The sequence below is a fragment of the Symplocastrum torsivum genome (assembly GCF_059505465.1).
In genome coordinates this window covers 47662-73583 of record NZ_JCACKQ010000115.1, presented here as the reverse complement: position 1 = coordinate 73583, position 25922 = coordinate 47662, and the positions used below count along the sequence as shown (strand labels likewise).

19 protein-coding genes and 1 tRNA gene are annotated in these 25922 nt (G+C 46.9%); 9 read left to right on the top strand and 11 right to left on the bottom strand.

Annotated features, from left to right (window positions below):
• Positions 1 to 6 precede the first annotated feature (6 nt).
• The 5 genes from AC5JL3_RS27885 to AC5JL3_RS27865 all read right to left on the bottom strand — a co-directional run bounded on the left by AC5JL3_RS27885 (position 7) and on the right by AC5JL3_RS27865 (position 2397).
• Positions 7 to 216, bottom strand: coding sequence for a hypothetical protein (locus AC5JL3_RS27885; protein ID WP_496077554.1), 210 nt, complete (start codon positions 214 to 216; stop codon positions 7 to 9).
• 22 nt (positions 217 to 238) lie between these two features.
• A tRNA-Leu gene (locus AC5JL3_RS27880) sits at positions 239 to 322 on the bottom strand.
• Positions 301 to 1179, bottom strand: a complete 879-nt coding sequence (locus AC5JL3_RS27875) for a M48 family metallopeptidase (RefSeq protein WP_496077553.1) — start codon at positions 1177 to 1179, stop codon at positions 301 to 303. Before AC5JL3_RS27875 ends, AC5JL3_RS27880 begins: the two co-directional genes overlap by 22 nt.
• A 298-nt stretch (positions 1180 to 1477) precedes the next feature.
• On the bottom strand, positions 1478 to 1900 hold the full coding sequence (locus AC5JL3_RS27870; RefSeq protein WP_496077552.1) for a tetratricopeptide repeat protein: 423 nt from the start codon (positions 1898 to 1900) through the stop codon (positions 1478 to 1480).
• A gap of 140 nt (positions 1901 to 2040) precedes the next feature.
• Positions 2041 to 2397 carry a HesB/IscA family protein gene (locus tag AC5JL3_RS27865; RefSeq protein ID WP_192218599.1) on the bottom strand — a complete coding sequence of 119 codons (357 nt, stop codon included), beginning with the start codon at positions 2395 to 2397 and terminating at the stop codon, positions 2041 to 2043.
• Between the two features lie 295 nt (positions 2398 to 2692).
• On the opposite strand from AC5JL3_RS27865, the gene AC5JL3_RS27860 reads away from it, so the two are divergent.
• Together AC5JL3_RS27860 and AC5JL3_RS27855 are read left to right on the top strand one after the other, a co-directional pair.
• On the top strand, positions 2693 to 4348 hold the full coding sequence (locus tag AC5JL3_RS27860) for a DUF6930 domain-containing protein (protein ID WP_496077551.1): 1656 nt from the start codon (positions 2693 to 2695) through the stop codon (positions 4346 to 4348).
• Positions 4349 to 4515: 167 nt separating this feature from the next.
• Entirely contained in the window at positions 4516 to 4704 is a 189-nt protein-coding gene (locus tag AC5JL3_RS27855; protein ID WP_496077550.1) for a hypothetical protein, read from the top strand.
• Between the two features lie 234 nt (positions 4705 to 4938).
• On the opposite strand, the gene AC5JL3_RS27850 is transcribed toward AC5JL3_RS27855, so the two are convergent.
• The 3 genes from AC5JL3_RS27850 to AC5JL3_RS27840 all read right to left on the bottom strand — a co-directional run bounded on the left by AC5JL3_RS27850 (position 4939) and on the right by AC5JL3_RS27840 (position 8621).
• Entirely contained in the window at positions 4939 to 7194 is a 2256-nt protein-coding gene (locus AC5JL3_RS27850) for a Tex family protein (protein WP_496077681.1), read from the bottom strand.
• Positions 7195 to 7329: 135 nt separating this feature from the next.
• The gene (locus AC5JL3_RS27845) at positions 7330 to 7938 is read right to left on the bottom strand and encodes a Uma2 family endonuclease (RefSeq protein WP_496077549.1); all 609 of its coding nucleotides are present in this window, start codon (positions 7936 to 7938) and stop codon (positions 7330 to 7332) included.
• 185 nt (positions 7939 to 8123) lie between these two features.
• Positions 8124 to 8621 (bottom strand): DUF4385 domain-containing protein, encoded by a 498-nt coding sequence (locus AC5JL3_RS27840; protein WP_496077548.1) that lies wholly within the window; start codon positions 8619 to 8621, stop codon positions 8124 to 8126.
• Positions 8622 to 8700: 79 nt separating this feature from the next.
• On the opposite strand from AC5JL3_RS27840, the gene AC5JL3_RS27835 reads away from it, so the two are divergent.
• Positions 8701 to 9165 (top strand): VOC family protein, encoded by a 465-nt coding sequence (locus AC5JL3_RS27835; RefSeq protein ID WP_192218595.1) that lies wholly within the window; start codon positions 8701 to 8703, stop codon positions 9163 to 9165.
• A gap of 567 nt (positions 9166 to 9732) precedes the next feature.
• On the top strand, positions 9733 to 10794 hold the full coding sequence (gene rsgA / locus AC5JL3_RS27830) for a ribosome small subunit-dependent GTPase A (RefSeq protein WP_496077547.1): 1062 nt from the start codon (positions 9733 to 9735) through the stop codon (positions 10792 to 10794).
• A 106-nt stretch (positions 10795 to 10900) separates the two neighbouring features.
• Here the strand turns inward: rsgA and AC5JL3_RS27825 are convergent, their stop codons facing one another.
• The 3 genes from AC5JL3_RS27825 to ptsP form a co-directional block, all read right to left on the bottom strand.
• The gene (locus AC5JL3_RS27825; RefSeq protein WP_496077546.1) at positions 10901 to 12706 is read right to left on the bottom strand and encodes a PTS fructose-like transporter subunit IIB; all 1806 of its coding nucleotides are present in this window, start codon (positions 12704 to 12706) and stop codon (positions 10901 to 10903) included.
• Positions 12707 to 12857: 151 nt separating this feature from the next.
• Positions 12858 to 13796 (bottom strand): 1-phosphofructokinase, encoded by a 939-nt coding sequence (pfkB, locus tag AC5JL3_RS27820; RefSeq protein WP_496077545.1) that lies wholly within the window; start codon positions 13794 to 13796, stop codon positions 12858 to 12860.
• Between the two features lie 204 nt (positions 13797 to 14000).
• Positions 14001 to 16454, bottom strand: a complete 2454-nt coding sequence (gene ptsP / locus AC5JL3_RS27815) for a phosphoenolpyruvate--protein phosphotransferase (RefSeq protein WP_496077544.1) — start codon at positions 16452 to 16454, stop codon at positions 14001 to 14003.
• A 432-nt stretch (positions 16455 to 16886) separates the two neighbouring features.
• On the opposite strand from ptsP, the gene ppsA reads away from it, so the two are divergent.
• The 5 genes from ppsA (at position 16887) to AC5JL3_RS27790 (ending at position 25915) form a co-directional block, all read left to right on the top strand.
• Complete coding sequence (gene ppsA, locus AC5JL3_RS27810; protein ID WP_496077543.1) at positions 16887 to 19406, top strand: phosphoenolpyruvate synthase; 2520 nt, start codon at positions 16887 to 16889, stop codon at positions 19404 to 19406.
• 238 nt (positions 19407 to 19644) lie between these two features.
• On the top strand, positions 19645 to 20943 hold the full coding sequence (locus AC5JL3_RS27805; RefSeq protein ID WP_496077542.1) for a hypothetical protein: 1299 nt from the start codon (positions 19645 to 19647) through the stop codon (positions 20941 to 20943).
• A gap of 83 nt (positions 20944 to 21026) precedes the next feature.
• Positions 21027 to 21905: a competence protein CoiA gene (locus tag AC5JL3_RS27800; RefSeq protein ID WP_496077541.1), complete on the top strand. Its 879-nt coding sequence runs from the start codon at positions 21027 to 21029 to the stop codon at positions 21903 to 21905.
• A 724-nt stretch (positions 21906 to 22629) separates the two neighbouring features.
• Complete coding sequence (locus tag AC5JL3_RS27795) at positions 22630 to 23748, top strand: NAD-dependent epimerase/dehydratase family protein (RefSeq protein WP_496077540.1); 1119 nt, start codon at positions 22630 to 22632, stop codon at positions 23746 to 23748.
• 55 nt (positions 23749 to 23803) lie between these two features.
• Positions 23804 to 25915, top strand: a complete 2112-nt coding sequence (locus AC5JL3_RS27790) for a GDP-mannose 4,6-dehydratase (protein WP_496077539.1) — start codon at positions 23804 to 23806, stop codon at positions 25913 to 25915.
• The last annotated feature ends 7 nt before the right edge of the window (positions 25916 to 25922 follow it).

Sequence of the window (25922 nt, the reverse complement as noted above, 5' to 3'; positions counted from 1 at the left end):
ACTTTATTAGACAATGAAAGCAAAAAAATAAGGGGAGAGAATTGAAGTCTCTTCCCCTTTATTCTTCTGGTTGTCTTCTGGTTGGCTCTCTTTGAGCTTCTTACGCAGCATCTGAGTTTGCTTCTTCAGCTGTCGCTGTCTTGCGGAGCCACCTTTTCCTTTATCGTTTCTCCCCTGACGGCGAGGAGATTCCCAGCGCTTGAGTCGCTGTGTCATGGTCGTTGCCTCTCAACTACAGTGGGCGGGGGGAGACTCGAACTCCCACGACCGTAAGGTCGCCACATTTTGAGTGTGGTGCGTCTACCAATTCCGCCATCCGCCCTTGTCTGGGGCAACCTTATTATTATAACCAAATTGCTGCTGCTGTAACAAGGATTGATAAGTTTGAGAACTCGCCCAACGATCAATTTCTCGTGCGCGTAGAACTGGGACGGGATGCGTTAGCTGAGAAGTCTGTGTAGATTTAAGCATTTCACCGAGTTCTGTCTCACTCACAGCATCATAGGCTCTAGCTTGAGCGATAAAGGCATCGAGATTTAGTTGCGGTGCAAGGGTTGGGGAACCGCCAGCGAGTTTCATCAGTACCGACATCACAACTTTGGGGTTTTGAGTGGCAAGTAGCGCAGCGCGATCGCAGGTAAATTCTGCACAGCGTAACCACTCCAGCATCTGCGCCTGTACACTTTGAGCAATTACTGTTCCCCAGCCAGGAAATAAACCAGCCGCTAAGACGATGATATTAAGTGGTGTCAGGTAAACCCCATGTTCACACTTGAGATGACCCAATTCATGAGCAATCACCGCCTGAATTTCTTCCTGTGTCAGCATATCGATTAGGGACGTATGCAAAACAATGAAAGGCTGCTTACCTCGCATGGCAAAGGTATAGGCATTAGGAACTGGATGCTGCTGTACATACAGTTGGGGTGGGTCTAAATCCAGAGTTTTGCAAGCGTCCAAGAGTAGCTGATGAAGGTGCGGTAGTTGATTTTCCCCGACCAAAACGCTAGCAGCAATATTATTCAGGTAAAAAAACTGTTCTGCTAATGGGCCTAAGAGGCTCCGCACCATTAAGTCTAGTCCTGGTACTTGCTTGAGGCTATTAGTCGCACGCAAATCCAGAGGATGACGAAAATGGTCTGCTTTAAGACCAATTAGCTGTGTTTTTGAAAATACCATGCGGACAACCGTAATTTAAAAAGGGTATTGAGCAGTGTTGTAGTGGCGGAGTCTAGCTGTCTGATTCGATAGTGTGTAGATAGAAAGTCTTTGCCGGAGGGCATCGCTTGAGAAATAGACAGCCTTCAATCAGTATATCGAAGAGATTGGGTGTCAGTTGTTGGTTGTTGGTTGTTTGAGTGGAATGCAGTGCTTGTGATGGTGCTATTTTGGGTTTCCGTCGCGGTGATGCGGAGCGGTTAGTGCCCTATTCTCCTTGTCACCGCGTTAGCTTATTAGGACTGAATGCAACTGCGTATCAATCTTCAGCTAGCCAGTTTTTGACGCGCTGTAAATTCTTCCAGTCTGGTTTTCTCGCCAGTCCATCTTCGATACTTTCAGACAAATCCTGTCGCACTTGTGAGTCAAGTGCCATCAGTTGTTTCGCCACATCAATGTGCTTCCGGACTCCCGTTTGACCCGTTTCTAACATGGCAAGGACTAGGTTAATCCGGGCTTGGGGAGCATTACTATCTATTTTGACCCCTTTAAGAGCGACTTTATAAGCTTGCTCAGGTTTGTCATCTAGTAAATACAGCCATGCGAGGCAACTCCAAGCTGCGGCAATTTTTGGGGCGCGATCGCACACTTCTTTAAAAACAGGAATCAGGGTGTCTGGACCTTCACCTGCGTTGTAGCGTTCCAGACCTTGATCAAAAATAGCTGCAAAATCGGTCGTCATAAATAGTTGTTCATTATTAGTTCTTCACAATCCAAAACAATACCAGACCCCGCTCAATAGTTGGGTCTGGCTAAGTATTTTAGTTAGCACAACGTTGCTTGAAACTCTTTCGTAGTAACAAGTGTCAGGATACCTGAAGCTTAGACACCAAACGATTTGCCACAGCCACAGCTTTGACTGGCATTAGGATTGGTGAATTGGAAGCCACCACCGATCATGGCATCGCTGTAGTCCAACACAAGACCATAGAGATAAAGCATACTTTTCGGGTCGCAAATGATTTTAAAGCCCTCATAGTCGAAGACTTGATCATTGTCTCGCACCGAACTTGGGTCTTCAAAATCCATCATGTAAGACATTCCAGAACAACCCCCTTGACGGACACCCACCCGCAAGTAGAGGTCTTGTCCTTGTCTCTCCCGCAGTGCTAGAACATGCTTGAGGGCAGCTTCCGTTAGCTGGATACCTTTTTGTTGCGGCTGAGTTGCTTGTGTCATGAGTATCTTGCGACTCCTATATTGCTTTTTCGTAGGGACAACATGTCTTGAGCAAGTTCACAGGCTGAAATTTAGTAATGTTATCCGATTGCCGTGAACTTGTTTAAATTAGCAGTTTATCTTCATTGTAACGATTACTCTAAGCCAATCCCAACGTTTATATGCCTTGACAGGACAAGCACTACAATTTTTCTAGAAGAACAGCCTGGAGTTCTTGCGGTTTAATAAGAGTATTAGCTCTTATACTGGCTCATTGAAGAGCCAGTATTTTCGCACTTAAGGCTATCCCTACCCTATGTCTGCTCTGAATCCCACTACTTGTCGTCGGCTCAAGAAGTTACCACAAATTCCTAGTGTGTGGGAAGGTGATCGCCGTCCTTTGATGGCTTTTGCCGATGACTCACAGCCGGATGGCCAAGGCAATGGTGAATGTATTCTCTGGGTGGATGGTTCAGAAGGCATTGTTCGGGCGATGGATGTGGTATCTCCAGATATGGGTCCAGAAGCTGTGGTTCGCGCTTTGCTGCGAGCGATGGAGAATCCCCAAACCCCAGCTCGACCTGCTCGACCTTCAAAAATTGTAGTTCGAGATCGAGAACTCCAGTTTTTTTTACGAGGTGTCCTTCAAGAGCTAGATATTACGATTGATTACTTCTCAGATTTACCCCTAATTGATGAGTTGTTTCGGGGGTTTGAGGAAGTCGCGCTTCAACGAAAACCGACACTTCCGCCTGAGTATGCAGACCTCCTGTTGGAAAAAGCCTATGAAATTTGGGAGGACGCTCCTTGGGAACTGCTAGCTGACCATAATATCCTCTCGATTGAAATAAATCGTTGGGATGTCGAAACGCTGTATACCTCTGTGATGGGAATGTTGGGGATGGAGTACGGGATACTGCTCTATCGCTCATTGGATTCTCTTAAGCGATTTCGCGCCTCGGTTTTGGAAGAAGAGTCATTCGAGATGATGGAACAAGCGTTTTTAGGGCAAGATTGCTTCTTTGTTACGTTTGGGCGTGTGGAGGATGACTCAGATGACGAGGATGAAGACGAAGAAATTGATTTAGCAGATTTGTCGGTATCGGAGATTGTTCCAGGCTTCGGGACAGTACATCCATTTGAAGGGATGCGACCATTTCTGTATGAGGAAGAAGCGATCGCAGTTTATGTGGCACTCGAAGCGATCCACCGCTTTTTTGGGGCATCTTTTCGCCAGTTTGCAGACGAGAATTTTCCAGCAATCACCAAGCGTTACCGCATCCCGATTCCCTTGGAAAGCAAGAAATCAACGGTGGCTGTTAAGGTTGCGACTCTCCCCGATTTGGCATCCGAGTTGCTGGATATGGCTGATTTTGACGAAGACGACGACGAAGACGACGACTTTGAAGACGACGACGCTGACTTGTCCGTGCCGCTACGGGATGACTTGGTACCGAAAGATGCTTTCCTTAGCCTAGGCATGATGCCATGGGAAAATCTGGAAATGTTGCGTACTAGTATTGATTGCTATCAATCTAGAGATATTAAAGCGAATGGTGAGGGAATGCCTGTTGTTTTGATTCAAACGACTCGACCAAAGGCAAAAGCCCTGATTGAGCAAATTCAGACCGATGGAGGGTTGAAAGGAATCTGCTTTAATCCAGGAGAAGACCCCTTTGAAGGCGAAAACTATGATTTAGGTATTCTCCAAACGGAAAACAGTAGTCTATATCTATTTGGGGAATTTCCGGAAGCTGACCCGACTCATGTTGCGGCTCGTAAAAAGTGGGATCAGCGCTGTAAGAAAATCAACGGGCATTGTGGCTTAATCATTGCTAAGGGGCTGACTGGCGCTTCTCGTGGTAATCCCCAACCGCGTGACATGATGGCATTATTTGAGGCGCGATCGCTTTCAGCCAAAGAATTGGGGCTAGGAATGTTGCAACTGATTCCCCAGTTTGAGTTTGAATGAACAAGAATATAGAAGTTCAGGAGAATTTCTGAACTCCTTTCCATAGCTGTCCTTGAAGCCTAAACCTAACTCTTAGTGAATATCCCTAATAGCAGAAGTGCTAGCTGCTGTTCAATTCCTACTATTAAGACCGCACAATTGAGGCACAGTTTACCTGTGTTGAACTCATGGACATCAAATATAAGTGGAAAAATGGCGCTCGGCCAAGTCGAGACGAAGCTGCCCGTCGGGAATCTTTGCTAGATGAAGGTCAGTTTACAAGCAAAGAAGATCAGCGCTTAGCAGAAGATAATGCTCGTAAACATCTGGGAGTACCTACACGAACCCCAGATGAGGACATTCCCGTACTACCTTAAGCCGCTCCTCCTGATTAAGGAATTACAAATAGAAAATGGACTTACGCTGAACTTCTACCTGTAGGAGTGTCATGACGCACCCTACTACTAATAGTATTGAAACGAGCAATTTGCGTAAGTCCTAACCTCATCCAACTGAAAACAGCTATGGATGCATAACTTGAATGCTGTTACCGCTTAGTAACTAAGATGTGTGACAGCTTAATTGTTGAAGTTAAAACCTAAATTTATCCTCTAACTCTTCCTGTTAAACTTCGTTTTTAGGTCGTTTAGTGTCGGTGATTTTTGCGGGGTGCTAACTGGATTTCTTGCCGTGCTATGTCCAGCCTTTGTCTGTTCTGTTGACTTCATTGATAAGCTAATTCGCTTCAATTTTTCATTGACTTCCATTACCCGCACTTTCACAACCTGTCCCACTTTCACAACTTTCTTGGGGTCATCAATAAAGCGATCGGCAAGTTGTGAGATATGCACTAAACCATCTTGATGTACGCCGATATCAACGAATGCGCCAAAGTTCGCCACATTTGTCACGATGCCTTCGAGTTCCATGCCAACGGTTAGGTCTTTGATTTCCTTAACCCCTTCTTTAAAGGTGGCATACTTAAACTCAGCTCTGGGGTCGCGTCCTGGCTTTTCGAGTTCACTGATGATGTCACGCAGCGTTGGTTCGCCGATGGTATCGGTGATGTATTTCTTCAAATTCATTGATTTGAATTTATCGGCTGCCTGAGTAATCTGCGTTAAAGAGACATTTAAGTCAGATGCGATCGCTTTTACAACCCCATAACTTTCCGGATGCACTGCCGTATTGTCCAACGGGTTATCGCCACCACGAATCCGCAAGAAACCTGCCGCTTGTTCAAAGGCTTTTGGTCCCAACTTCGGCACCTTCAGCAGTTCCCGACGATTTTTGAACGCCCCATGCTCATTGCGATAAGCGAGGATATTTTTAGCAACGGTTGGTGTCATACCAGAAACAAAAGTTAGAAGTTCCTTCGAGGCAGTATTTAGATCCACCCCGACATAGTTCACACAGCTTTCTACTGTTTCATCCAACTTTGTTTTGAGTAGCTTCTGATCGACATCGTGCTGGTACTGTCCCACACCAATTGACTTTGGATCAATTTTCACCAATTCTGCTAGTGGGTCTTGCAAACGGCGACCAATACTAATTGCTCCTCGCACCGTAACATCTAAATCAGGAAACTCTTGTCGCGCAACATCACTGGCTGAATAAATCGATGCCCCCGACTCATTCACTGTTACTTTAATCGGCTTCCGATCCATCGTCGCTAAAACTTCCGAGACAAACTCATCCGTTTCACGAGAAGCTGTACCATTTCCGATCGCAATTAGCTCGATATTATAGTTCTCAATCAGCTTCTTGATGGTGTTAGCGGCTTGAACTCGTTGTGCTGCGGCTTGATAAGGGAAAATTGCCTGATATTCTAAAAATTTAGCTGTTTCAGAGAGGACAGCAACCTTGCAACCTGTCCGAAATCCTGGGTCAATTGCTAATGTTGGCTTCATTCCCGCAGGCGCAGATAGCAGCAACTCACGCAGATTCGTTTCAAACGTCTTGATTGACTCAATATCCGCTTCCGTTTTCTTGGCAGAACGGACTTCATTAATCAGTGAAGTTTTCATCAGACGGTTGAATGCATCTTTAAGCATTCCCCGATAAAAGTCTCGAACTGCCGAAACTTTTGTATGGATTTCCTCGGATTCCAGGTAGGACAACGCAACGTCTTCCTCAAAGGTAAGTTCAAGGTTCAACACTCCCTCTGTCTCACCCCGAAAGAGGGCAAGCAAGTTATGCGATGCAACATCTTTTACCTTTACCTGGTAGTTCCGATACATTTCGTATTTTGTAGAACCTTCGGCATGTTCCTTTTTAATCTCCGAGGCAAATCGCCCTTCTTTCATCAAGTAGTCTCGCAGGTAGGCGCGTGATTCCGCTTTCTCAGAGACTTCTTCTGCAAGAATATCGGAAGCCCCTTTGAGCGCATCCTCAACTGTCTTGACTCCCTTCTCTTCAGAGATGTATTTTGCTGCTTCCTTCTCCAGCGATATGGGTGCAGCAGTCTTGACGTTTAGTGACTTGATGAACTCAACGAGTGGTTCTAACCCTTTTTCTCTAGCAATCGTTGCCCGTGTGCGTCGTTTGGGGCGATAGGGAAGGTAAAGGTCTTCTAATTCGTTTTTTTGTAAGCAGGATTGGATTTTGGCTTTCAGTTCATCAGTGAGTTTACCCTGAGATGCGATCGCTTCCAGAATTGCCGCTTTTCGCTCTTCTAGTTCAGTCAGATAAGTAAATCGCTCAGACAAGTCACGCAACTGGATTTCATCCATCTCCCCAGTGCGTTCTTTGCGATAACGAGCAACGAAGGGAATGGTTGCCCCCTCAGCGAATAGTTCGAGAGCGTTTTGTACCTGAAAGGGTTTGAGGGAAAGCTCTTGTGCTAGGAGTTGAGGAATATTGAGCATTGCGTGTGTGGTCATCTTACTTTTTCTAGAATAAGCACAAGACTTACCCTTTGCTGACTTGTACAAAACCTGTACAGCAGTTCTCCAGGTAAGATTGGGGCAAAATTTGAGTATATCCTCTCCCAGATAGGGGCATTACTCAGAGTCGGTTAAAAAATTTAAACTATCAATCCCAGGAAAAACCTTGGATAAATCAAGTAATAAATCAGGGAAAGAGCTAAGAGCGATCGCTTGACTAGGTAAAATAATACGCTTCGTACTATAACCAAACTTTCCTTGTAAATCTTGATAAGGTTCGCTGTAAACTTCTAGGTAATTTTCTACCAAATTAAATATCCAATAGTCAGAGATTCCTGCTTCAGCATAAAGGGGTAATTTAATCTCTTGATCATACTTGAGGGTAGAGTCTGCAATCTCGATCACAAGTAGAACATCTAACGGATTGGGGTAAGCGTAACGATAATTATCAGCTCGTTTCCGTAGAATAGCAAAGTCGGGTTCAGGTTCGCTATTAGATGGTAAAGTGATTGGGTCTTGGCATTGCAACTTAGCTCGACCTGCTACTAAGCCCGCTAGTTGCTCCAACAAATCTCTACAACAGTTTGTATGCCGTGTTCCCTTAGCTACCATCTGCATGATTTCTCCACGAATTAATTCAACCGGGTCATTTTCCGTGAGAAATCCCAATTCAATTAGACGGTGATATTCATTGATTGTGAAGCGTTTCGGGGTGACGAGAGTCATATCATCAGTTATGTCGCTAGCCTGATTGAATCATAGCGCTTCAAACTCTTCTGGAATGTTCATTTTAAGGTAATATTAGATTCTAGTCGTTGTTAGAGTGATCGCATTATTTCCCTTGAAACACTAATACATTGAAGAGTGTTTTACCACTAGACTAGAGAATATTCAGATAAGTGTACTAGCTTTTAATCTTGCTCGTACATTGCCTTGTGCTTTTTTAAAAGCTGTAGATATTTCTCGTTCGTCTTCGCTTGTGTCCATTTTTCTTTAAAGATTGCCGCAGATTCTGCTTTAACTGGGTCTACTTCATTCGGTAAAATATCTTTCCTAGCTTGAAGTTGGGCTTCTTTGGAGCTTTCTTTTTGTGGATTTTTCTTGTATTTTCTGCCGCTTTTGTGGTTTGCGTAGCGACGCGATCGCGTATATCCCATCTGTAGAAATTTTCGCGCCATATCTGCGCCAATAAAATCATCTTGATTTAGATAATCAAGAAACATCTCATAGATTTTCTCGCTCGATACTCTTGCAATATCCGGGGTTTTGAAGCGCCAATGGGGAAGAATCTCTGATTTGTAAGGTTCTACTAGAAGCACTCCCTGCTCACCCTTACCAACTCGATAAAGTTCAGGGGAATCACGAAAATCTATAGCTTTAAAATCTAATGTATAGTCGAATGCCATCATTAATTTTTATCTTGAACTATAGACTTAAAGAAAAAAGTCTGCCTTCTATGGTAAGTAATGGAATGGAGCTGTTTTCACCATGCTATCTAGTCCCGATCTCAACACTGTCCTTGTCCCAGGTCATCTGCGCCGAGTGCATCACATTGCTTTGAATGTGCATGATTTGCAAGCCTCTCGCCACTTCTACGGAGCAATTTTGGGATTGCATGAACTAACAGGAGAAGAAGTCCCGACAACATTGCGATCGCTTGTTGCCGAAGGAAAAGTCACCAACTTCGTCACCCCAGATGGAACCGTACTCGATTTATTTTGGGAGCCAGAGTTACCACCACCCGACCAAGATCCCCAGCGTGCCTTTACCCGCGCCAATCACCTTGCCTTTGATATTAATCCACAGTTGTTTGACCATGCTGTTGAAGTACTCAAGCGAAATCAAGTAACGATTGATCATGGTCCAGTCACCCGTCCCACTGGACGAGGCATCTATTTCTATGACCCAGATGGATTCTTGATCGAAATCCGCTGCGATCCAGAAGGAACTTAACCGTTTCACCCAAAAATTCCTCAGCCTCACCCAGTCAGGCGAACCAACTGGGTGAAGTGCTCCATTGATTTTTAAACGTTAAATTAATGAGTGGATTAAATAGAAATTCTTAACTACTAACCAAGGAGTTAGACCATGGCTGAGCTTGTAGCAATCAATAGCACCATGCACTTCAAGGGACAACACATAGCAGTCACAGAGTTTTTGTTCAACCATTCGTCTTGAGTAGGTAGGCAATACGCTATGGTATGTAGGCTTTGCACCTACTGCATAGCGCAAAACAGTCTTATTTAACTCGACCCGTAGGCACTCACATCTTCCACCAGTCGTAATAAACCACTAAGGGTTTAACCCTTAGCTCACAGCTTGCATTCGTCTAAAGACGACTTGATAAGAGTTTTAGTCCACAAAGCGTGGACTTGAGCTATTAGCCCGGAGTTTAAACTCCGGGTGGGTTATGAGGCTAATCGAGAAAGGTGCAAGACGTAAAGCCACCTACTTACCGAAATGAAAACAGAATTCCTCTGTGAACTTGCTTGAAACAAGCAATACACATTGAGGAAACCAATGAACTTGGAAGTATTAGGCTGGAACAGTTTTTTTTCAAAAAGCTACAAAAGCCATTCACAAGAGGGATATACCGTTGGGAGAGTTGCTCTTGAGCATAAGAATACCTACATTCTCTACACCGAACAGGGAGAACTCTCAGCAGAAGTTTCGGGAAAACTACGCTACCAAGCAACTGAACGCCAAGATTTTCCTGCTGTAGGGGATTGGGTTGTCATCAGTGTCAGAGAAGCCCAAAAGTCAGCAACAATTCATGCCGTTTTACCCAGAAAAAGCAAATTTTCTCGGAAAACAGTCGGGACTAAAACCGAAGAGCAAATCATTGCAACGAACGTTGATACTGTATTTTTGATTTCCGGGTTGGATGGGGATTTCAACCTCCGGAGAATTGAACGCTATCTAATTCTGGTTTGGGAAAGTGGTGCTAACCCCGTCATTATTCTGAACAAGGCGGACTTATGTGAGGATGTTGAGCAACGCCGAGAAGCAGTGAAAGAAATTGCTCTTGGAGTGCCGATTATTATCCTAAGTGCTGTCAACAACCAAGGGTTAGATGCATTAATTCCTTACCTGACTCAAGGACAAACTGTTGCGTTACTGGGTTCATCCGGTGTTGGTAAGTCAACCATTACAAATCAACTAGCGGGTAAAACGATTCAATCAGTTCAGGCAGTTCGACAAGGAGATGATCGAGGGAAACACACCACAAAACATCGAGAATTGATTATTTTGCCCTCAGGTGGCTTACTCATGGATACTCCTGGAATGCGAGAAATCCAGATTTGGACGGGAGATGAAGGCTTACAGGAAACGTTTGCCGATATCAAATCCCTAGCAATGCAATGTCGCTTTCATGATTGCCGACATGAACAGGAACCGGGTTGTGCTGTGCAAGAGGCGCTTGCAGATGGTAGTCTCGATTACCAACGTTTCCTAAATCACCAAAAACTCCAAAAGGAACTCAATTACCTCGCCAGGAAACAAGATCAACGAGCTGCTCTAGTGGAGAAGGAAAAGTGGAAAAAAATCCATAAATCTCTCCGCAAGCACCCCAAACGCTAAGCTCTTGGAGCATTGAAATGGCTCTTGTCATCTAATCGTTTTAGGGAATAAGGTCAAAGGTTAAAGGTTAAAGAATTTTCTTCTCCTTTCTCCTTTAACCTTCATATTAGGCGTTTACTATTTCCTTTTCCTTAGCTTTCGGTTGCCAACGCTTGAGTTGGGTAATGGCTAAGGCTGTGACTAAGGTTCCTGCTGCGATCGCAACTATATACAGTCCAGCTTGAGTGACAGCATTTGGAATAGCTAGCACAAAAATACCGCCATGAGGAGCGCGGAGGGTGCAGCCAAACAGCATAGACAGCCCTCCAGTAAGTGCCGACCCTGCAACGCAGGCAGGAATCACTCGGATCGGGTCTTTTGCTGCAAAGGGAATCACTCCTTCGGTGATGAAGGACAACCCTAACACCGTTGCCACCTTGCCAGCCTGAAGTTCATCGGCAGTAAACTGACGCTTCGCAAGCAACGTTGCCAACGCCAATCCCAGTGGAGGTGTCATCCCTGCTGCCATCACGGCTGCCATTGGTTGATAAATATTGCTAGTGAGGAGTCCTACGGCAAAGGTATAAGCTGCTTTGTTGACGGGGCCACCCATATCGACCGCCATCATGGCACCCAGCACCAAGCCAAGCAAAACGGCATTAGTCTGTCCCATTCCTTGAAGGAATGCAGTCAGTCCATCCATAATTGCTTTGACAGGAACGCCGAAGACGTAAACCAGTAGCAGCCCAACTGCCAGAGTTGAGAGTAATGGAATCACCAGGACAGGCTTAAGCCCTTCAAAGTTCTGAGGCAAATTCACCTTATCGCGCACGAATAAGGCGATATATCCGGCGAGAAATCCAGAGAGGATACCGCCGAGAAAGCCCATGCCCAGATTTGCTGCCAGCATACCCCCAATTAAACCAGGAGCTAAACCAGGGCGATCGGCAATGGAAAAGGCAATGAAACCAGACAGTACCGGAACAATCAAGGCAAAGGCAGATTTCCCACCAATCTGCATCAACGCATCACCAATGGTTCCAGGTTCAGGTTTCAGACCAAAGATGAAGGACAGGGCGATAATCAGTCCCCCGGCAACAATCACGGGCAGCATATAGGAAACGCCCGTCAAGAGGTGCTTGTAGGGCCCAGAGCGGTTTGCTGACTGTTGGGTTTTCGCCTGCTTCACGGCTTGCAAATAATCCCCCTGCCCTGCGACTCCCTGCGCCGCTGGTTCCGGCATAGTCAGGGCATCCTCAATAACAGTTTTCCCTGCTTTCAAGGCTTGCTTTGTAGAGGTTTCATAAACCCGCTTCCCGCCGAATCGAGACAAGTCTACATAGGTATCTGCCGCAATCACTACTGCATCTGCTTGGGCAATCTCTTCAGGAGTTAGCTGATTCTTTGCTCCCACAGAACCTTGCGTTTCCACTTTGATATCGTGACCGAGTTCAACTGCGGCTTTCCGTAAGGCTTCCGCTGCCATGAAGGTGTGAGCAATTCCGGTGGGACAGGCAGTGATACCAACTAGGTGTTTAGCAGCAGTGGAGACAGCGGCTGGGGGAACAGGGATGGCGGAACCGTTGGGAGTTGGAACGATGGATTCGGCATCTTCCAAATGGGATTCTGCGATCGCTTCTTCAATGACTGCCTTTGTACTGCGTATTGTCCGGCTCGTGGAGGTAGCATAAACAGGCTTTCCTGCAAACCGGGACGCATCCACATGGATATCTGCCCCGATAATCACCAAATCCGCATCCGCAATATCCTCATGTGAGAGGGGACTTCTCACGCCCTCGGAACCTTGCGTCTCTACTTTGATGTCATAGCCCATCACCTCAGCCGTTTTCTTCAGGGCTTCCGCCGCCATGATGGTGTGGGCAATTCCAGTTGGACAGGCGGTGACTGCCACAATTTTTTCGCTCGTTTTCATCTGTTTGTTATTAGTTATTTGTTGTTAGTTGTTTGTTGTTAGGTTTATGTCTTAAGGTTTTGCTGTCGAGGCATTGCCTCTGGCGCTATTACCGTATTGAGATACTAAGGAAAAGCGATCTGCGCTTTGCAGCAGCGCTTCGCTATCGCCTTTACAGGGATTGCACGTTGACCTGGTTCATAAAGGATTCAACTGTTTCCTTTGGTGGTAGCCGTGGTCCAACCTGGCTCAATGCGCCCATTGAAAATGCCGTCGCCAGTCGCGCACAGTCTGCCAGAGACAACCCCCGCAACTTACCTGTAACTAAGCCCGACACCATTGCATCGCCCGCGCCAACAGTACTTACCACCTCAATTTTTGGAGGACGGGCAATTACCACCTCATCTGCTTCTGCAAAGATGGCTCCTTTCGCTCCCATTGATACAGCTACACATTGAATGCCTTTTGTCAAGAGTTCTTGAGCAGCTTGTGCGATCGCTTTTTCACTCTCCAATGGCTGACCGAATAACTCCCGTAACTCATCAATGTTGGGTTTGATGGCGTAAGGAGCAAACGGAATGGCTTGGCGAAAACTCTCACCACTAGCATCTAGAACAACAGTTTTGTCCTGTGCTTTCAGTCGAGCAATCAACTCCCCATAAATGCTGGAGGACAGCCCAGCAGGAAGGCTACCCGAAAGTACAAACCAGTCATGGTCTGTTGCGAGGTCGTCAATCACCTGATGCAGGGTTGTTAGGTCGCTTTCCGTCGCTGCTTGTCCTGGAAAGTTGATATCTGTGACTTGATTCTGCAACCCGTCGATAATTTTGATGTTGACGCGGGTTTTGCCAGGAATGGGAACGAACCGATTTTGGATGTCCTTTTGGGTAAAGAAATTCTGGAAAAGTTCCATGTTGTCCTTCCCCAGAAACCCGGAGACTGTCACCGAAAACCCAAACTCTGTTAGGAATGAAGCGACGTTCACGCCTTTACCACCGGGGTCTGCCTGTTCCCATTCCACTCGGTTAACTTCACCCACTTTGAAATTAGGAATTGAAGCCGTTTGGTCAATAGCTGGATTTAGCGTAATCGTGGCAATTTTGGGATTCATGGTTGCACCTCTACAGTAACCAGGGGTGTGATCCATCCCCCAGCCCCTCTCCTCTTAGGGGAGGGGAGTCTAGCTCCCCCTTCCCTTGCGAGGGTTGCGGGGCTGGGGGGTTAGGTTTTCCGAATTCGCTGACAGTATCATTCGATTCACTAGGGCTTAAATTGACACGAATAGTCATTGCCATATCCCCACAAAGGTTGATACTCAAACCAAAGCGCGAACTTCTTGAGCATTCCGACACTTCAAAGCGCGTTTCGCCAAATTCTGAGTTTGCGACAAGGAAAGCTTTCGCAGTTTCGCCTTCACCGCCGCCACACTGGGAATACTGATGCTCAGTTCCGTCACACCCAACCCCGCTAAGATTGCTGCCCCTTTAGGGTCTCCGGCAATACCACCACACACGCCGACCCACTTACCAGCCGCGCTTGCTGCCTGCACAGTTTGATAAATCATGCGAAGAATGGCAGGGTGCAAACCATCTGCTTGTTTTGCCAATGCTGGATGTCCCCGATCCATTGCTAGGGTGTACTGCGTCAGGTCATTAGTACCGATGGAGAAGAAATCGACTTCCTTGGCGAACTCGTCCGCCATCAGTACGGCAGAGGGCACCTCAATCATCATGCCAATATCTACTGGTTCTGCCCTAACCTCTAAGCGCACCTCTTCGGCAATTTTCTTGGCTGCCTTGATATCTTCGAGAGTGGAAATCATGGGGAACATGATTTTGATAGCTCCCGTTTGTGATGCCCGGAAAATGGCTCTGAGTTGAGGTTTGAATAAGTCCGGACGTTGGAAGCACAGCCGGATGCCCCGCACTCCCAGAAAGGGATTCTCTTCTGCTGGGAGGTTGAGGTAGGGAACTTCCTTATCGCCACCAATATCGAGAGTGCGAACGATTAGGGGTAGACCATTCAGCGCCTTAGTCATCTGGCTGTAGGCTGCGAACTGTTCCTCCTCGGAAGGTGGTTCGGAACGGTTCAAAAATAGAAACTCAGTGCGTAGGAGTCCAACTCCTTCCGCCCCAGCATTTACCGCTTGTTCCGCTTCTGTAGCTGCGCCAATGTTGGCGACAATCTCCACTCGATGCCCGTCAGTCATGAGGGCAGGCTGATAGCAAGCCAGTTTTTCCGCTTCTCGAATTGCCTGCAAATCCTTCTGGGCTGTTGTTGCTGTTTCCAGATCTGCCTGGGATGGGTTGGGATAGAGGTTGCCGCTTTCACCATCGAGGATGCAGGGGGTACTGTCTGCCAAATTCAGGATAGCCGGGCCTGCTCCAACGATCGCAGGAATGTCGAGCGATCGCGCAATAATTGCACTATGCGACGTAGGCCCACCATAAGCTGTGCAGAAGCCCAACGTCAGTGCTGAGTTCAGTCCTGCTGTATCTGATGGTGTCAGGTCTTCCGCAATCAAAATCACGGGGTAATCGGGGAGAGTCATCTCGTCCTCTACCTTATCTGCCAGCAGCCGCAGCACGCGACGACCCACATCCCGCAAATCCGTTGCCCGACCTGCTAACAAGGGGTCTTTGAGCTGTTCTAGGGTATGGGCGCGTTGTTCGTAAGCCTGCTGCCATGACCAGGCAGCACTGCGATTATCTTTTAGGTAAGCGATCGCTTCTTCGACCATTTCCGGGTCGTCCAGAAATTCCTGATGCGCTAGAAATATCGAGGCTTTACCCGTGCCCGATCGCTCTTTTACATCCTCATACAGTTCCCGTAACTGCGCCTTACCCGTTTCCACTGCTTGCCGCAGACGAGTTTCTTCTGCTACTGGATCTTTCGCTGTAGCTTCAAACACGATCTTGCCGCGCTTAAGCTGAAACACCGAACCAATTGCCAATCCAGGCGAAGCGGCAATCCCCGCTATCGGCGCAGACTCAAAATTCAGGGTGCGTCCTAGCGTAACGGATGAGGCTTCCTCCGCTTCATCCCCCAATCCCGCTTCGACTTCAAGCTTCAGCCTCTCTAGTGCCTCATCTTCATCCCTTCCCTGAGCCATCAGGCGAATCGTGCCGCCACCCGCCACGCCCAGCTTCAATAACGACACCAAGCTCTTGGCACTCGCCGTCTGGTCACCGTATCGCACGCGAATTTCTGACTCAAACTCCTTCGCCAAATTGACCAATACCGTCGCCGGACGAGCATGGAGTCCAGTTTTTCCCTGAATCGCCACATCGACAAACTTGGCAAAGTCCGATTCCGCACTTTCTGGAGCCTTTCCATTAGTCGTTCGGTTAGTCAGGCAGGCAATGATATCGTCCGGATTGGTCGTCTTGGATAGACGCTGTACAGCCTCTTCATCATCCAGAACATGGGTGAGGTTGGAGAGAATCTCGATATGCTCATCCGACTTAGCCGCAATCCCAACAACCAGATGCACCTGTTCGCCAGGATTCCACTCCACTCCCTCAGGAATCTGCACAACCGAGATACCCGTTTGCACAATCAAATCCCGATCTTTCGACAGCCCGTGAGGAATCGCAATTCCATTTCCCAGATAGGTATGGGCGACCTTCTCCCGCTCCATCATGCTAGTGATGTATCCCGGCTGCATGTTGCCGCTTTCCACCAATAAAGTCCCTGCCTGACGAATCGCGTCGGCTTTATCGGTAGCGTCTGCTTTTAGCTTAATGCTTCCCTTATTCAGCGTAATCATGTCATCGTAAAATCAATCTTTAAAGTTTTGTAAAGAAGACAATTCTTTTGATGTTGAAACACATTTATAGTTCTCACTCTATCGCTCAAAAAACGATTAAAGGAATCTTCCATAATGGGGATTTAAAATAGCTGCAAGACTGATATTAAGACTCTATTAATCGTTGATACCAATGCCGACTAATTTATTTTCTGCTTCTCAAGAGGCAATGCTTAATATAATAGAACAAAGCTTTAAAAACCTCAATGAATATTCTAGAAGGGGTGCGTTAGACTCGCAGATATAAGGCTTTGAGCAAGCTACGAGGATTATTTTTCTTAAGAGTCTCTTCAATAACTTAGATTAAGAAATTTGATAATTGATGAACTTGCTGATCTTAATAGCTTCGTGAACGATGTGAATTATTGAACTTAATTTTTGGAAATTAATACGATGTTTACTGCCAAGAAATTAGATAGTTCTCTTTTAAATCAAGACCTTAAAGAACAAGCGTTTGTCCTCTGGTTTGAAGAGGTAGGGATTGCTGATGTGCCGCTGGTTGGTGGCAAAAATGCTTCGTTGGGGGAAATGATTCGACAACTCACGCCTAAAGGAGTGAACGTCCCAACAGGTTTTGCAACGACGGCTTATGCATTCCGTTACTTTATGGAAAAAGCCGGATTGGAAGCTCGCTTACGGCGATTGCTAGCCGACTTGGATGTAGAGAATATCAATAACCTACGGGAACGCGGTAGACAGGCACGGACATTGATTTTGGATACGCCTTTCCCAGCAGAGTTGGAAGAGGCAATTATCAAGAGCTACGTGCAGTTGTCTGAACGGTATGGGGTCAACGTGGAAATGTGCGATCGCCTCACTGGGGACGACTTGCAAGCCTGCCTCAGCCGTTACAGTGGGGTAGACGTGGCAGTGCGTTCCAGCGCAACGGCTGAAGATTTGCCGGATGCCAGCTTTGCCGGACAACAAGAAACCTATCTCAATATCAATGGTATTGATGGCGTTCTAGAAGCCTGCCACCAATGCTTCGCCTCGATATTTACCGATCGCGCCATCTCTTACCGTACTATCAAAAACTTCGATCACTTGGACATTGCCCTTTCGGTAGGGGTACAGAAGATGGTACGCTCCGACCTTGCCTCTTCCGGTGTGATGTTCTCAATTGACACTGAAACTGGCTTCAAAAATGCAGCATTAGTTACGGCAGCATACGGCTTAGGTGAAAGCGTTGTGCAAGGTGTGGTCAACCCTGATGAGTACATCGTCTTCAAACCAACACTCAAAGAGGGATTCCGTCCCATCCTAGAGAAGCGGCTAGGCAGCAAGGAAATCAAGATGATCTACGACATCGGTGGTACTAGACCAACCACCAACGTGCTTGTCCCGAAGTCAGAACAGGCAAAATATGCCCTCAACGATGACGAAATCATCAAGCTTGCAGAGTGGGCGTGCATCATTGAAGACCATTATTCTAGTGTTCGGGAAACCTACAGCCCGATGGACATTGAGTGGGCGAAGGATGGGACAACAGGTGAATTATTTATAGTGCAGGCTCGTCCTGAAACCGTCCATTCCCAAAAGACAAGCAATGTTCTCAAGATCTATAAATTAACGGGAAAAACGCCTTCTGAACCTCTGCTGACAGGTCGTGCAGTTGGTGAAATGATCGGGCAGGGTAAAGTGCGAACGATTGTCGATCTTCGCAAGCTGGATGAGTTTCAGGAAGGAGAAGTGCTAGTAACACCCCGCACCGACCCCGACTGGGAACCTGTCATGAAGAAAGCCAGTGCGGTGATTACCAACCAAGGTGGGCGCACCTGCCACGCCGCTATCATTGCGCGGGAGTTAGGACTTCCTGCGATCGTTGGTTGCGATAATGCTACAGATGTTCTGAAAGATGGGCAAGAAGTCACCGTTTCCTGTGCCGAGGGGGAAGAAGGGCATATTTACGATGGTTTGTTGCCCTTTGAGGTGGAGGAACTCGAACTGGGTACTTTGCCACAAACCCGCACAAAGGTATTGATGAACGTTGGCAATCCTCAAGAAGCGTTCAGACTATCGCTTATCCCCAACGATGGGGTCGGGTTGGCACGCACCGAATTTATTATCGCCAATCACATCAAAGTTCATCCTCTAGCACTACTCCACTTCGACACCTTGAAGGACAAAGCGGCGAAGTGGGAAATCAGTCAGTTGGCAAGCCAGTATCAGGAGATGTCTGATTACTTTGTAGATAAGCTTGCCTCAGGGATTGGGATGCTAGCCGCCGCGTTCTATCCCAACCCGGTGATTGTGCGGATGTCAGACCTCAAGAGCAATGAATATGCCCACCTGATTGGTGGTCGAGAGTTTGAGCCAGAGGAAGAAAACCCAATGATGGGCTGGCGAGGTGCTTCGCGCTATTATGATCCGAAATATCGTGATGCTTTTGGGTTGGAGTGCAAAGCCTTCAAACGAGTGCGGGATGAAATGGGTTTGACGAATGTAATTCCGATGATTCCCTTCTGCCGCACACCTGCTGAAGGACGTAAAGTGCTGGAGGAGATGGCGAAACACGGATTGCGTCAGGGCGAGAATGGCTTACAGGTTTATGTAATGTGCGAATTGCCCAGTAATATCGAGTTAGCCGATCGCTTTAGTGAAATCTTTGATGGCTTCTCAATTGGCTCAAATGACCTAACCCAGCTAACCTTAGGTCTGGATCGGGATTCTGCATTGGTTTCTCATCTATTTGATGAGCGCGATGAAGCCGTGAAACGCAAGCTAGAGCGAGTGATTGCCTGCGCGAAACAGTTCAATCGCAAGATTGGCATCTGCGGTCAAGCGCCGAGTGACTATCCTGAATTCGCGCAATTTCTGGTGGAACAGGGCATTGATTCGATTAGTTTGAACCCGGATTCTGTACTGAAAACACGGCTTGCGATCGCCAAGACTGAAGCTACCATTCTCAAGTAGGTCAGGACTTAGACCCTTCAACACGCTCTAGAGGGTTGGCAATGCCAGCCAAGTTGAATTGAATCATTGGGAAAAGGCGAAGAGGAAAAGGAAGAAAGAGTCCTCTTTTGTTAACTCATAGACACTAAGGTTTAGCCTACGGCAGGCTACGCCAACCGTTACACTGCGTGATAGGCGGCTGATGTTCTCTAGCCACAGTTAACAGTCAACCGTCAACAAAGAAGAACTGAGTGTGAATATGTCTGAAAACCGTCGGCTAGATGCTTTTTCCCTAGCCGCATTACTGGTGTCTGCACATTATGGCTTGGGGTTTCTCCTCGGAACCGCTGAAAAATCATTGACTTTGGATACGGCTGGCAGCCTCTACGCTGTCTCGCTTGGCTTAGGGACAATCGCTCTTTTGGCACTAGCAAAGTTTTACTGGACTCAAGTCGAGCAAATCTGGACATTGCTGGGAAACCGCTACGGCAGTCAAGTCAAAATTATTGTGGGGTTGATGTCGTGGTTATCGCTTATTGGTATTGAAGCAGTTCAGCTGATTTCTGGAGCCTTTATCCTGAAAGTCTTGGGAATCCCAGTGCTTGCCAGCATGATTGTTTTGGCTATCTTGTTTACGCTTATTTCGGTGCTGCCAGTCGAGAAAGCCAGCTTTCTCTTTCGGGGGTTGCTTATCCTGAATTTCTTAGCTTTACTCTACGGGTTGTGGGTGTTGCATGGTTTTCCGCAGTATTTGCGATCGCCTCTTGAGTTTATCCCCTCGCTTGAACAAGTGAGCCTCCCAACCCTTATTGGTGTCTCACTATCTACTATTTTGCTAGTTCTCATTGATATGAAGTACCAGCAATTTGTTGTGCAGGCAAAGGATGTGCAGAGTCTTTATCAAGGGTGTGTATTGGCAGCAATTTTGCTACTTTTGCTTGCCTTATTACCCAGTTCAGTTGTGATAGCTGCCAAAGAAGCAGGAATTTTGCCAACTGATATTGATGGGAAAGAAACACTCCCCTTTATCCTGTCGTGGATTGGTGGTGGTGCTGATAAACCTTTGGGTGTTGTTCTGATTATTTCGTTATTAGTTCCAGCGCTGGGTGTTGGCAGTAGTATATTACGGGTGCAAACTAAAACTATTTTGGACTTCAATATTCTGCCTACATCCAACTTTAATCGCTTACTCATCACTAGTTTCAATGCTCTTTTGGCTCTCGCCGTTGCCTTGAAGGGGGGCGAGATTGTCAATTTAATTGTGTCTTTTTACGCGGCTTATGTATCCGCCGTCTTAGTTCCTTTTGTTGCCTATTTACTTGCTCAACTTGGACGTTATACGTTCTCCACTTCAAGTGTAAGGCTGTCTTTAGTAATGAGTAGCCTCTCGGCTTCTTCTGTACTGATTTTAACTCTCATCAACCCTTCCCTAGTTGTGTTTGGCAATGTTGAATTGAACATTATGACAATAGGGATTTTCTTGGGTGTTTTAGGTTTATTAGTGGGTCAGGTGATCGAGAAATATTTCCCTGCCACTAAAGTAAAGGAAGAAATTTAAGCAGGTAAAAGTAAAGTTAGGACAAAACCGATACTCAGCACTGCTTCTCCACCTCAACCCTTATGCGATCGCTCAATCGAGTCATGTTTGTCACGTTACCTACTGATTCACAAGCAAGCATTATGCAATTGGCTCTCGTTAACAACGACCGTGTTGAAGCTTTTTCCGGTGGTCGAGGGTTATGTCCAATTTGCGGTTCCGAAATGATCGCGAAGTGCGGTCCAAGAATCATGCATCATTGGGCACATCATCGACCAAAGGACTGCGACCCCTGGTGGGAGAATGAAACTCCATGGCACCGCGACTGGAAAAACCTTTTCCCAATGGAATGCCGCGAGATATCTCACATTGCCCATGATGGCGAGATACACAGGGCTGATATCAAAACAGCGACTGGAATCGTGATTGAGCTACAGCATTCATCAATGACGGACGCTGAAAGAACCTCGCGCGAAGAATTCTATGGCAACCTCGTATGGGTAGTTGACGGCTCTGGCTTCCGCCAGAACTTCGACATTTACCACGGATTGCCAGCCCCCAACTCCGAAGTAGCCAAAGATTTGATTTGGGCGAAGGCAAAGCGTCACATGAACGGCGCTAATGCTGGATTGTTCTTTCGGCTATCGGAGGCGCGACAAGAGAACCCAAACATCACCAAGGCTGAAGTTCGATCGGGTTGGATACATGATATTTATGACATCCAGGATCAAGTCGATCAATCGTATAATGGCTATCACCAATACGATTGGGTTCGTCCTCGTAAAACATGGCTGGATGCTCGATGCCCGGTGTACATAGATTTTGGTGATGACCGTTTGGTGAAACTTGAAATCTACGACGAATCTGGTCTCGCGTGTATTCGCTACGTCTCAAAACGCAAATTTGTCCATGATGCGATGGTAGAAACTCATGCAAGCGCAATCGCCACGCGATTCTACCCACTGCCAAAAAACGTGCCCTAACAACTGTGGTGCAGCGGACTGTTGCAATTCACTGGTGAAGTTGCTAGGGATACTAGCAACGTCTGACCACGAACGTTAGACCGCTATGTATGCGACATAAGCTACAGGTTGTAATCAAATAAAGACTAATCATTGGAGGTTCTAATTGTAACTTCTAGGGATTGCAGGTACGACCAATGCTTGGAGAGTCAAGTGTGACTGCTAGATTCCCAGGTTGAAATCTAATATCGCGATCGCAAGTCTACGCTTCAACTTACTCCTGTAGAGAGAGGAAAGTTTTAGAACTACCTACTAAAACACGATCAAATCCTCCACCAATTTGAAGCATTTGAATTTTTTTCAGTTTGCAGATGCGGAATGCTGGGAATTTAGGCTGCAAACAATCAGAGGAGGCGATCGCCAAGAGTATGAACACTCGGATTAACGTTGGAATTGCCTATTGAGTATAGAAAAGCACTAAAAAAGATTACATCTATTCCTCTGCCCAGCCTTTTGCTGTACCTGTCACCTTCAGAAGCAGCAACACTTCAGGCTCAGCCTATGCGATCGCAACAGTGTGTTCAAGTTAACACTTAGGGTTCACCGCTTTTTAGAATCTGTCTGTCATTCGGGTGATGACAAAGAAGTATAAGTTCATGAATACTGCTGTTTTTATGCATAAATACGCAAATAACTGCTTTTTCTAGGCATTTATTCAGGCAATCTACTTAGGGAGAAACCACACTTGAGCAAACACATCCTAATCACTGGTGGAGCAGGATTCATTGGCTCTCACTTGGTAGACGAACTGCTTGGCAAAGGGTATCAGGTTCGTGTACTAGATAACCTCTCACCACAAGTCCATGGCGCAGACTGCTCTCGACCTAGCTACTTAAATCCAGAGGTCGAATTGATAGTTGGGGATATTCGTGACCCTAACGCTGTAGCCCAAGCTCTCAAAGGAATTGATGCTGTCTATCACTTTGCCGCAATCGTGGGTGTGGGACAGAGTATGTATGAAATTGGGAAGTACACAGATACCAATAACCTGGGAACCGCTGTGCTACTGGAAGCGCTGATTGAGCAACCTGTTGAGCGGTTGATTGTTGCCTCAAGCATGAGCATCTATGGTGAAGGTCTTTACCAGGCACCAGATGGCAGCTTTTGTAACGGGTTTGAACGAACTCAAGAGCAACTTAAGGCGGGAGATTGGGAAGTTTACAATACAAAGCGAGAGCTACTTAAACCCGTTCCGACACCGGAAACGAAAGTGCCATCCTTGGCATCTGTCTACGCCCTCTCGAAGTATGACCAAGAGCGTATGTGCTTAATCCTGGGTCAAGCGTATGGAATGCAAACGGTAGCATTGAGATTTTTTAACACCTACGGCACTCGGCAATCCCTATCCAATCCCTACACAGGTGTTCTCGCTATTTTTGCATCCCGCTTACTCAACAACAATCCTCCTTTAATTTTTGAAGACGGCTATCAACAACGTGACTTTGTGAGTATTCATGATGTTGTGCAAGCCTGCCGACTGGCATTAGAAGTACCACAAGCAGCAGGTTGCGCCTTCAACGTTGCGAGTGGTCAGCAGTATACTGTCCGCGAGGCTGCTGAACACATGGCAAAGGCGTTAGGGAAAGAGCATATCCAACCCAAAATCATTGGGAAATACCGTGTAGGAGATGTCAGGCACTGCTTTGCTGACATCACACTTGCTCGTCAAGTTTTGGGATATCAACCTAGCATAACGCTAGAGAAAGGGTTGATTGAGTTGGCTAGCTGGCTAGAAGGACAAGTAGCAGATGACCGGGTGGCAGAGGCTAGTGCCGAACTCGCTGCACGGGGGTTAACGGTATAAGCTCACCCTGTACTTAAGGTCGGGGGATGAAAGCCCTAACTTTTAAAAGTTCATTATGAAAATGCAATCTACATCTAGCCTAACTAAGCCAATTCTAGGTGTACTGGAGTGGTTTCGTCCTGGTGAGTACGAACAGGTAGAACGGGTACTCGCCGACCTAAAAACAATCGGAATCCAACATTTGCGTACAGGGGTTTCTTGGGCGGATTGGCACACAGCACAGGGTCAAGAGTGGTACACCTGGCTGCTGAAAAAGTTAGGGAACGAGATTAATGTCCTGCCTTGTTTCCACTACACACCCCCCTCGTTAGGTATTGCCTCAAAAACCTCCGCCCCGCCTCGCCACCCGAAAGATTACGCAGACTTTATTGATTTAATGATTACGCGCTTCGGTGACTACTTCGAGTGGGTAGAACTTTGGAATGAGCCGAACAATTTGAATGATTGGGACTGGCGACTCGATCCAGAATGGCAAATCTTCAGTGAAATGATTGGCGCGGCTGCTTATTGGGCGAAGCGTCGGGGCAAAAAAACTGTCTTGGCTGGGATGAGTCCTGTAGAACCGCACTGGCTAGCGCGAATGTGCGATCGCGGAATTTTAGCCTATATTGATGCCATCGGGATTCACGGTTTTCCTGGCACCTGGGAATTCGATTGGCAAGAATGGTCAATCAATGTTGAGAAGGTGCGCGTAGTTCTGGAACGATATGGATTAGAACCGGAATTGTGGCTTACTGAAACGGGTTTTTCCACCTGGAGACATGACGAACACGGACAACTGAAGGCTTTTCTACACGCGATCGCGGCTCCTGTCGATCGCGTATATTGGTATTCTCTCTACGACCTCCATCCCGATCTATCAACGCAAGATGGGTTTCATGCAGACGAGCGACATTACCACATGGGAATCAAACACCCAGACGGCACACCAAAGCTGTTGTACCGCTTGTGGGCATCGGGTGGATTGGAAGCTGTACAAGAAATAGGGGAAATAGGGGTCAGCAGTCAGCTATCAGTGGTCAGCCAAAAAGAACATCTCCCCATCTTCCCATCCCCCCATCTTCCGATATCCCCAATCCCCAATCCCCAATCCCCAGCCCTCATCACTGGAGGCGCTGGATTTATTGGCACGAACCTCGCGCATCGGTTGCTAAGTGCGGGGCAACCAGTACTGCTGTTTGATAACCTCTCACGACCTGGAGTTGAACAGAATCTGCGCTGGTTGCAACAGAGACACGGAGATTTAGTACAAATTGAAGTGGCAGATGTACGCGATCGCTATGCCCTACGTCGTGCCCTCCAAAACGCCTTTATGGTGTTTCACTTTGCCGCCCAAGTGGCAGTGACAAGTAGCCTAAAAAATCCGCTGCATGACTTTGAAGTGAATGCGACTGGCACATTGAACTTGTTGGAGGAAATGCGATCGCTTTCCACACCTCCACCTCTAGTCTTCACCTCCACCAACAAAGTTTATGGTGGCTTACAAAACGTCCCCTTACGCCTGAACCATACTCGTTATGAGCCAATTGACGATTTAGTATGTCGCTTCGGCATTAGTGAAGACCGTGCTTTGAACTTTTATAGTCCTTATGGCTGTTCAAAAGGAGCCGCAGACCAGTATGTTATTGACTATGCTCGTACCTTTGGACTACCAGCCGTTGTATTTCGCATGAGTTGCATCTATGGTTCTCACCAATTCGGTACCGAAGACCAAGGTTGGGTGGCTCACTTCCTGATTCGTGCTATTGAAGAACAGCCAATCACCTTGTACGGCGACGGGATGCAGGTAAGAGACATCCTATTTGTTGAAGACCTGGTTGATGCCTTCTTGCTTGCACAGGAAAACATTCATACTCTCTCTGGTCAAGCGTTTAACATCGGCGGCGGCAACGAAAATACGACCAGCTTAGTTGAATTTGTTGATCTAATTGGTGAGGTACATGGCAAAAAGCCTCACGTCTATTTCGATAGTTGGCGTCCTGGAGACCAACGATACTATGTCTCCGATTCCAGAAAATTTCAAACCGCAACGGGTTGGACTCCTTCCGTCAATCTTCGCCAAGGTGTTCGCAAACTTTATCAATGGCTTTTAGAGAGAAGCGGTCAGTGTTTAGCTGTCAGTGGTCAGCTTTTTGAATCAGAACTTACGCAGAACCTCTACCTGTAGGGTGCCC

Excerpts from the sequence above, each read along its gene's own strand:
- AC5JL3_RS27885 (WP_496077554.1), bottom strand. The coding sequence starts at position 216 with ATGACACAGCGACTCAAGCGCTGGGAATCTCCTCGCCGTCAGGGGAGA.
- AC5JL3_RS27875 (WP_496077553.1), bottom strand. The coding sequence starts at position 1,179 with ATGGTATTTTCAAAAACACAGCTAATTGGTCTTAAAGCAGACCATTTT.
- AC5JL3_RS27870 (WP_496077552.1), bottom strand. The coding sequence starts at position 1,900 with ATGACGACCGATTTTGCAGCTATTTTTGATCAAGGTCTGGAACGCTAC.
- AC5JL3_RS27865 (WP_192218599.1), bottom strand. The coding sequence starts at position 2,397 with ATGACACAAGCAACTCAGCCGCAACAAAAAGGTATCCAGCTAACGGAA.
- AC5JL3_RS27860 (WP_496077551.1), top strand. The coding sequence starts at position 2,693 with ATGTCTGCTCTGAATCCCACTACTTGTCGTCGGCTCAAGAAGTTACCA.
- AC5JL3_RS27855 (WP_496077550.1), top strand. The coding sequence starts at position 4,516 with ATGGACATCAAATATAAGTGGAAAAATGGCGCTCGGCCAAGTCGAGAC.
- AC5JL3_RS27850 (WP_496077681.1), bottom strand. The coding sequence starts at position 7,194 with ATGCTCAATATTCCTCAACTCCTAGCACAAGAGCTTTCCCTCAAACCC.
- AC5JL3_RS27845 (WP_496077549.1), bottom strand. The coding sequence starts at position 7,938 with ATGACTCTCGTCACCCCGAAACGCTTCACAATCAATGAATATCACCGT.
- AC5JL3_RS27840 (WP_496077548.1), bottom strand. The coding sequence starts at position 8,621 with ATGATGGCATTCGACTATACATTAGATTTTAAAGCTATAGATTTTCGT.
- AC5JL3_RS27835 (WP_192218595.1), top strand. The coding sequence starts at position 8,701 with ATGCTATCTAGTCCCGATCTCAACACTGTCCTTGTCCCAGGTCATCTG.
- rsgA (WP_496077547.1), top strand. The coding sequence starts at position 9,733 with ATGAACTTGGAAGTATTAGGCTGGAACAGTTTTTTTTCAAAAAGCTAC.
- AC5JL3_RS27825 (WP_496077546.1), bottom strand. The coding sequence starts at position 12,706 with ATGAAAACGAGCGAAAAAATTGTGGCAGTCACCGCCTGTCCAACTGGA.
- pfkB (WP_496077545.1), bottom strand. The coding sequence starts at position 13,796 with ATGAATCCCAAAATTGCCACGATTACGCTAAATCCAGCTATTGACCAA.
- ptsP (WP_496077544.1), bottom strand. The coding sequence starts at position 16,454 with ATGATTACGCTGAATAAGGGAAGCATTAAGCTAAAAGCAGACGCTACC.
- ppsA (WP_496077543.1), top strand. The coding sequence starts at position 16,887 with ATGTTTACTGCCAAGAAATTAGATAGTTCTCTTTTAAATCAAGACCTT.
- AC5JL3_RS27805 (WP_496077542.1), top strand. The coding sequence starts at position 19,645 with ATGTCTGAAAACCGTCGGCTAGATGCTTTTTCCCTAGCCGCATTACTG.
- AC5JL3_RS27800 (WP_496077541.1), top strand. The coding sequence starts at position 21,027 with ATGTTTGTCACGTTACCTACTGATTCACAAGCAAGCATTATGCAATTG.
- AC5JL3_RS27790 (WP_496077539.1), top strand. The coding sequence starts at position 23,804 with ATGAAAATGCAATCTACATCTAGCCTAACTAAGCCAATTCTAGGTGTA.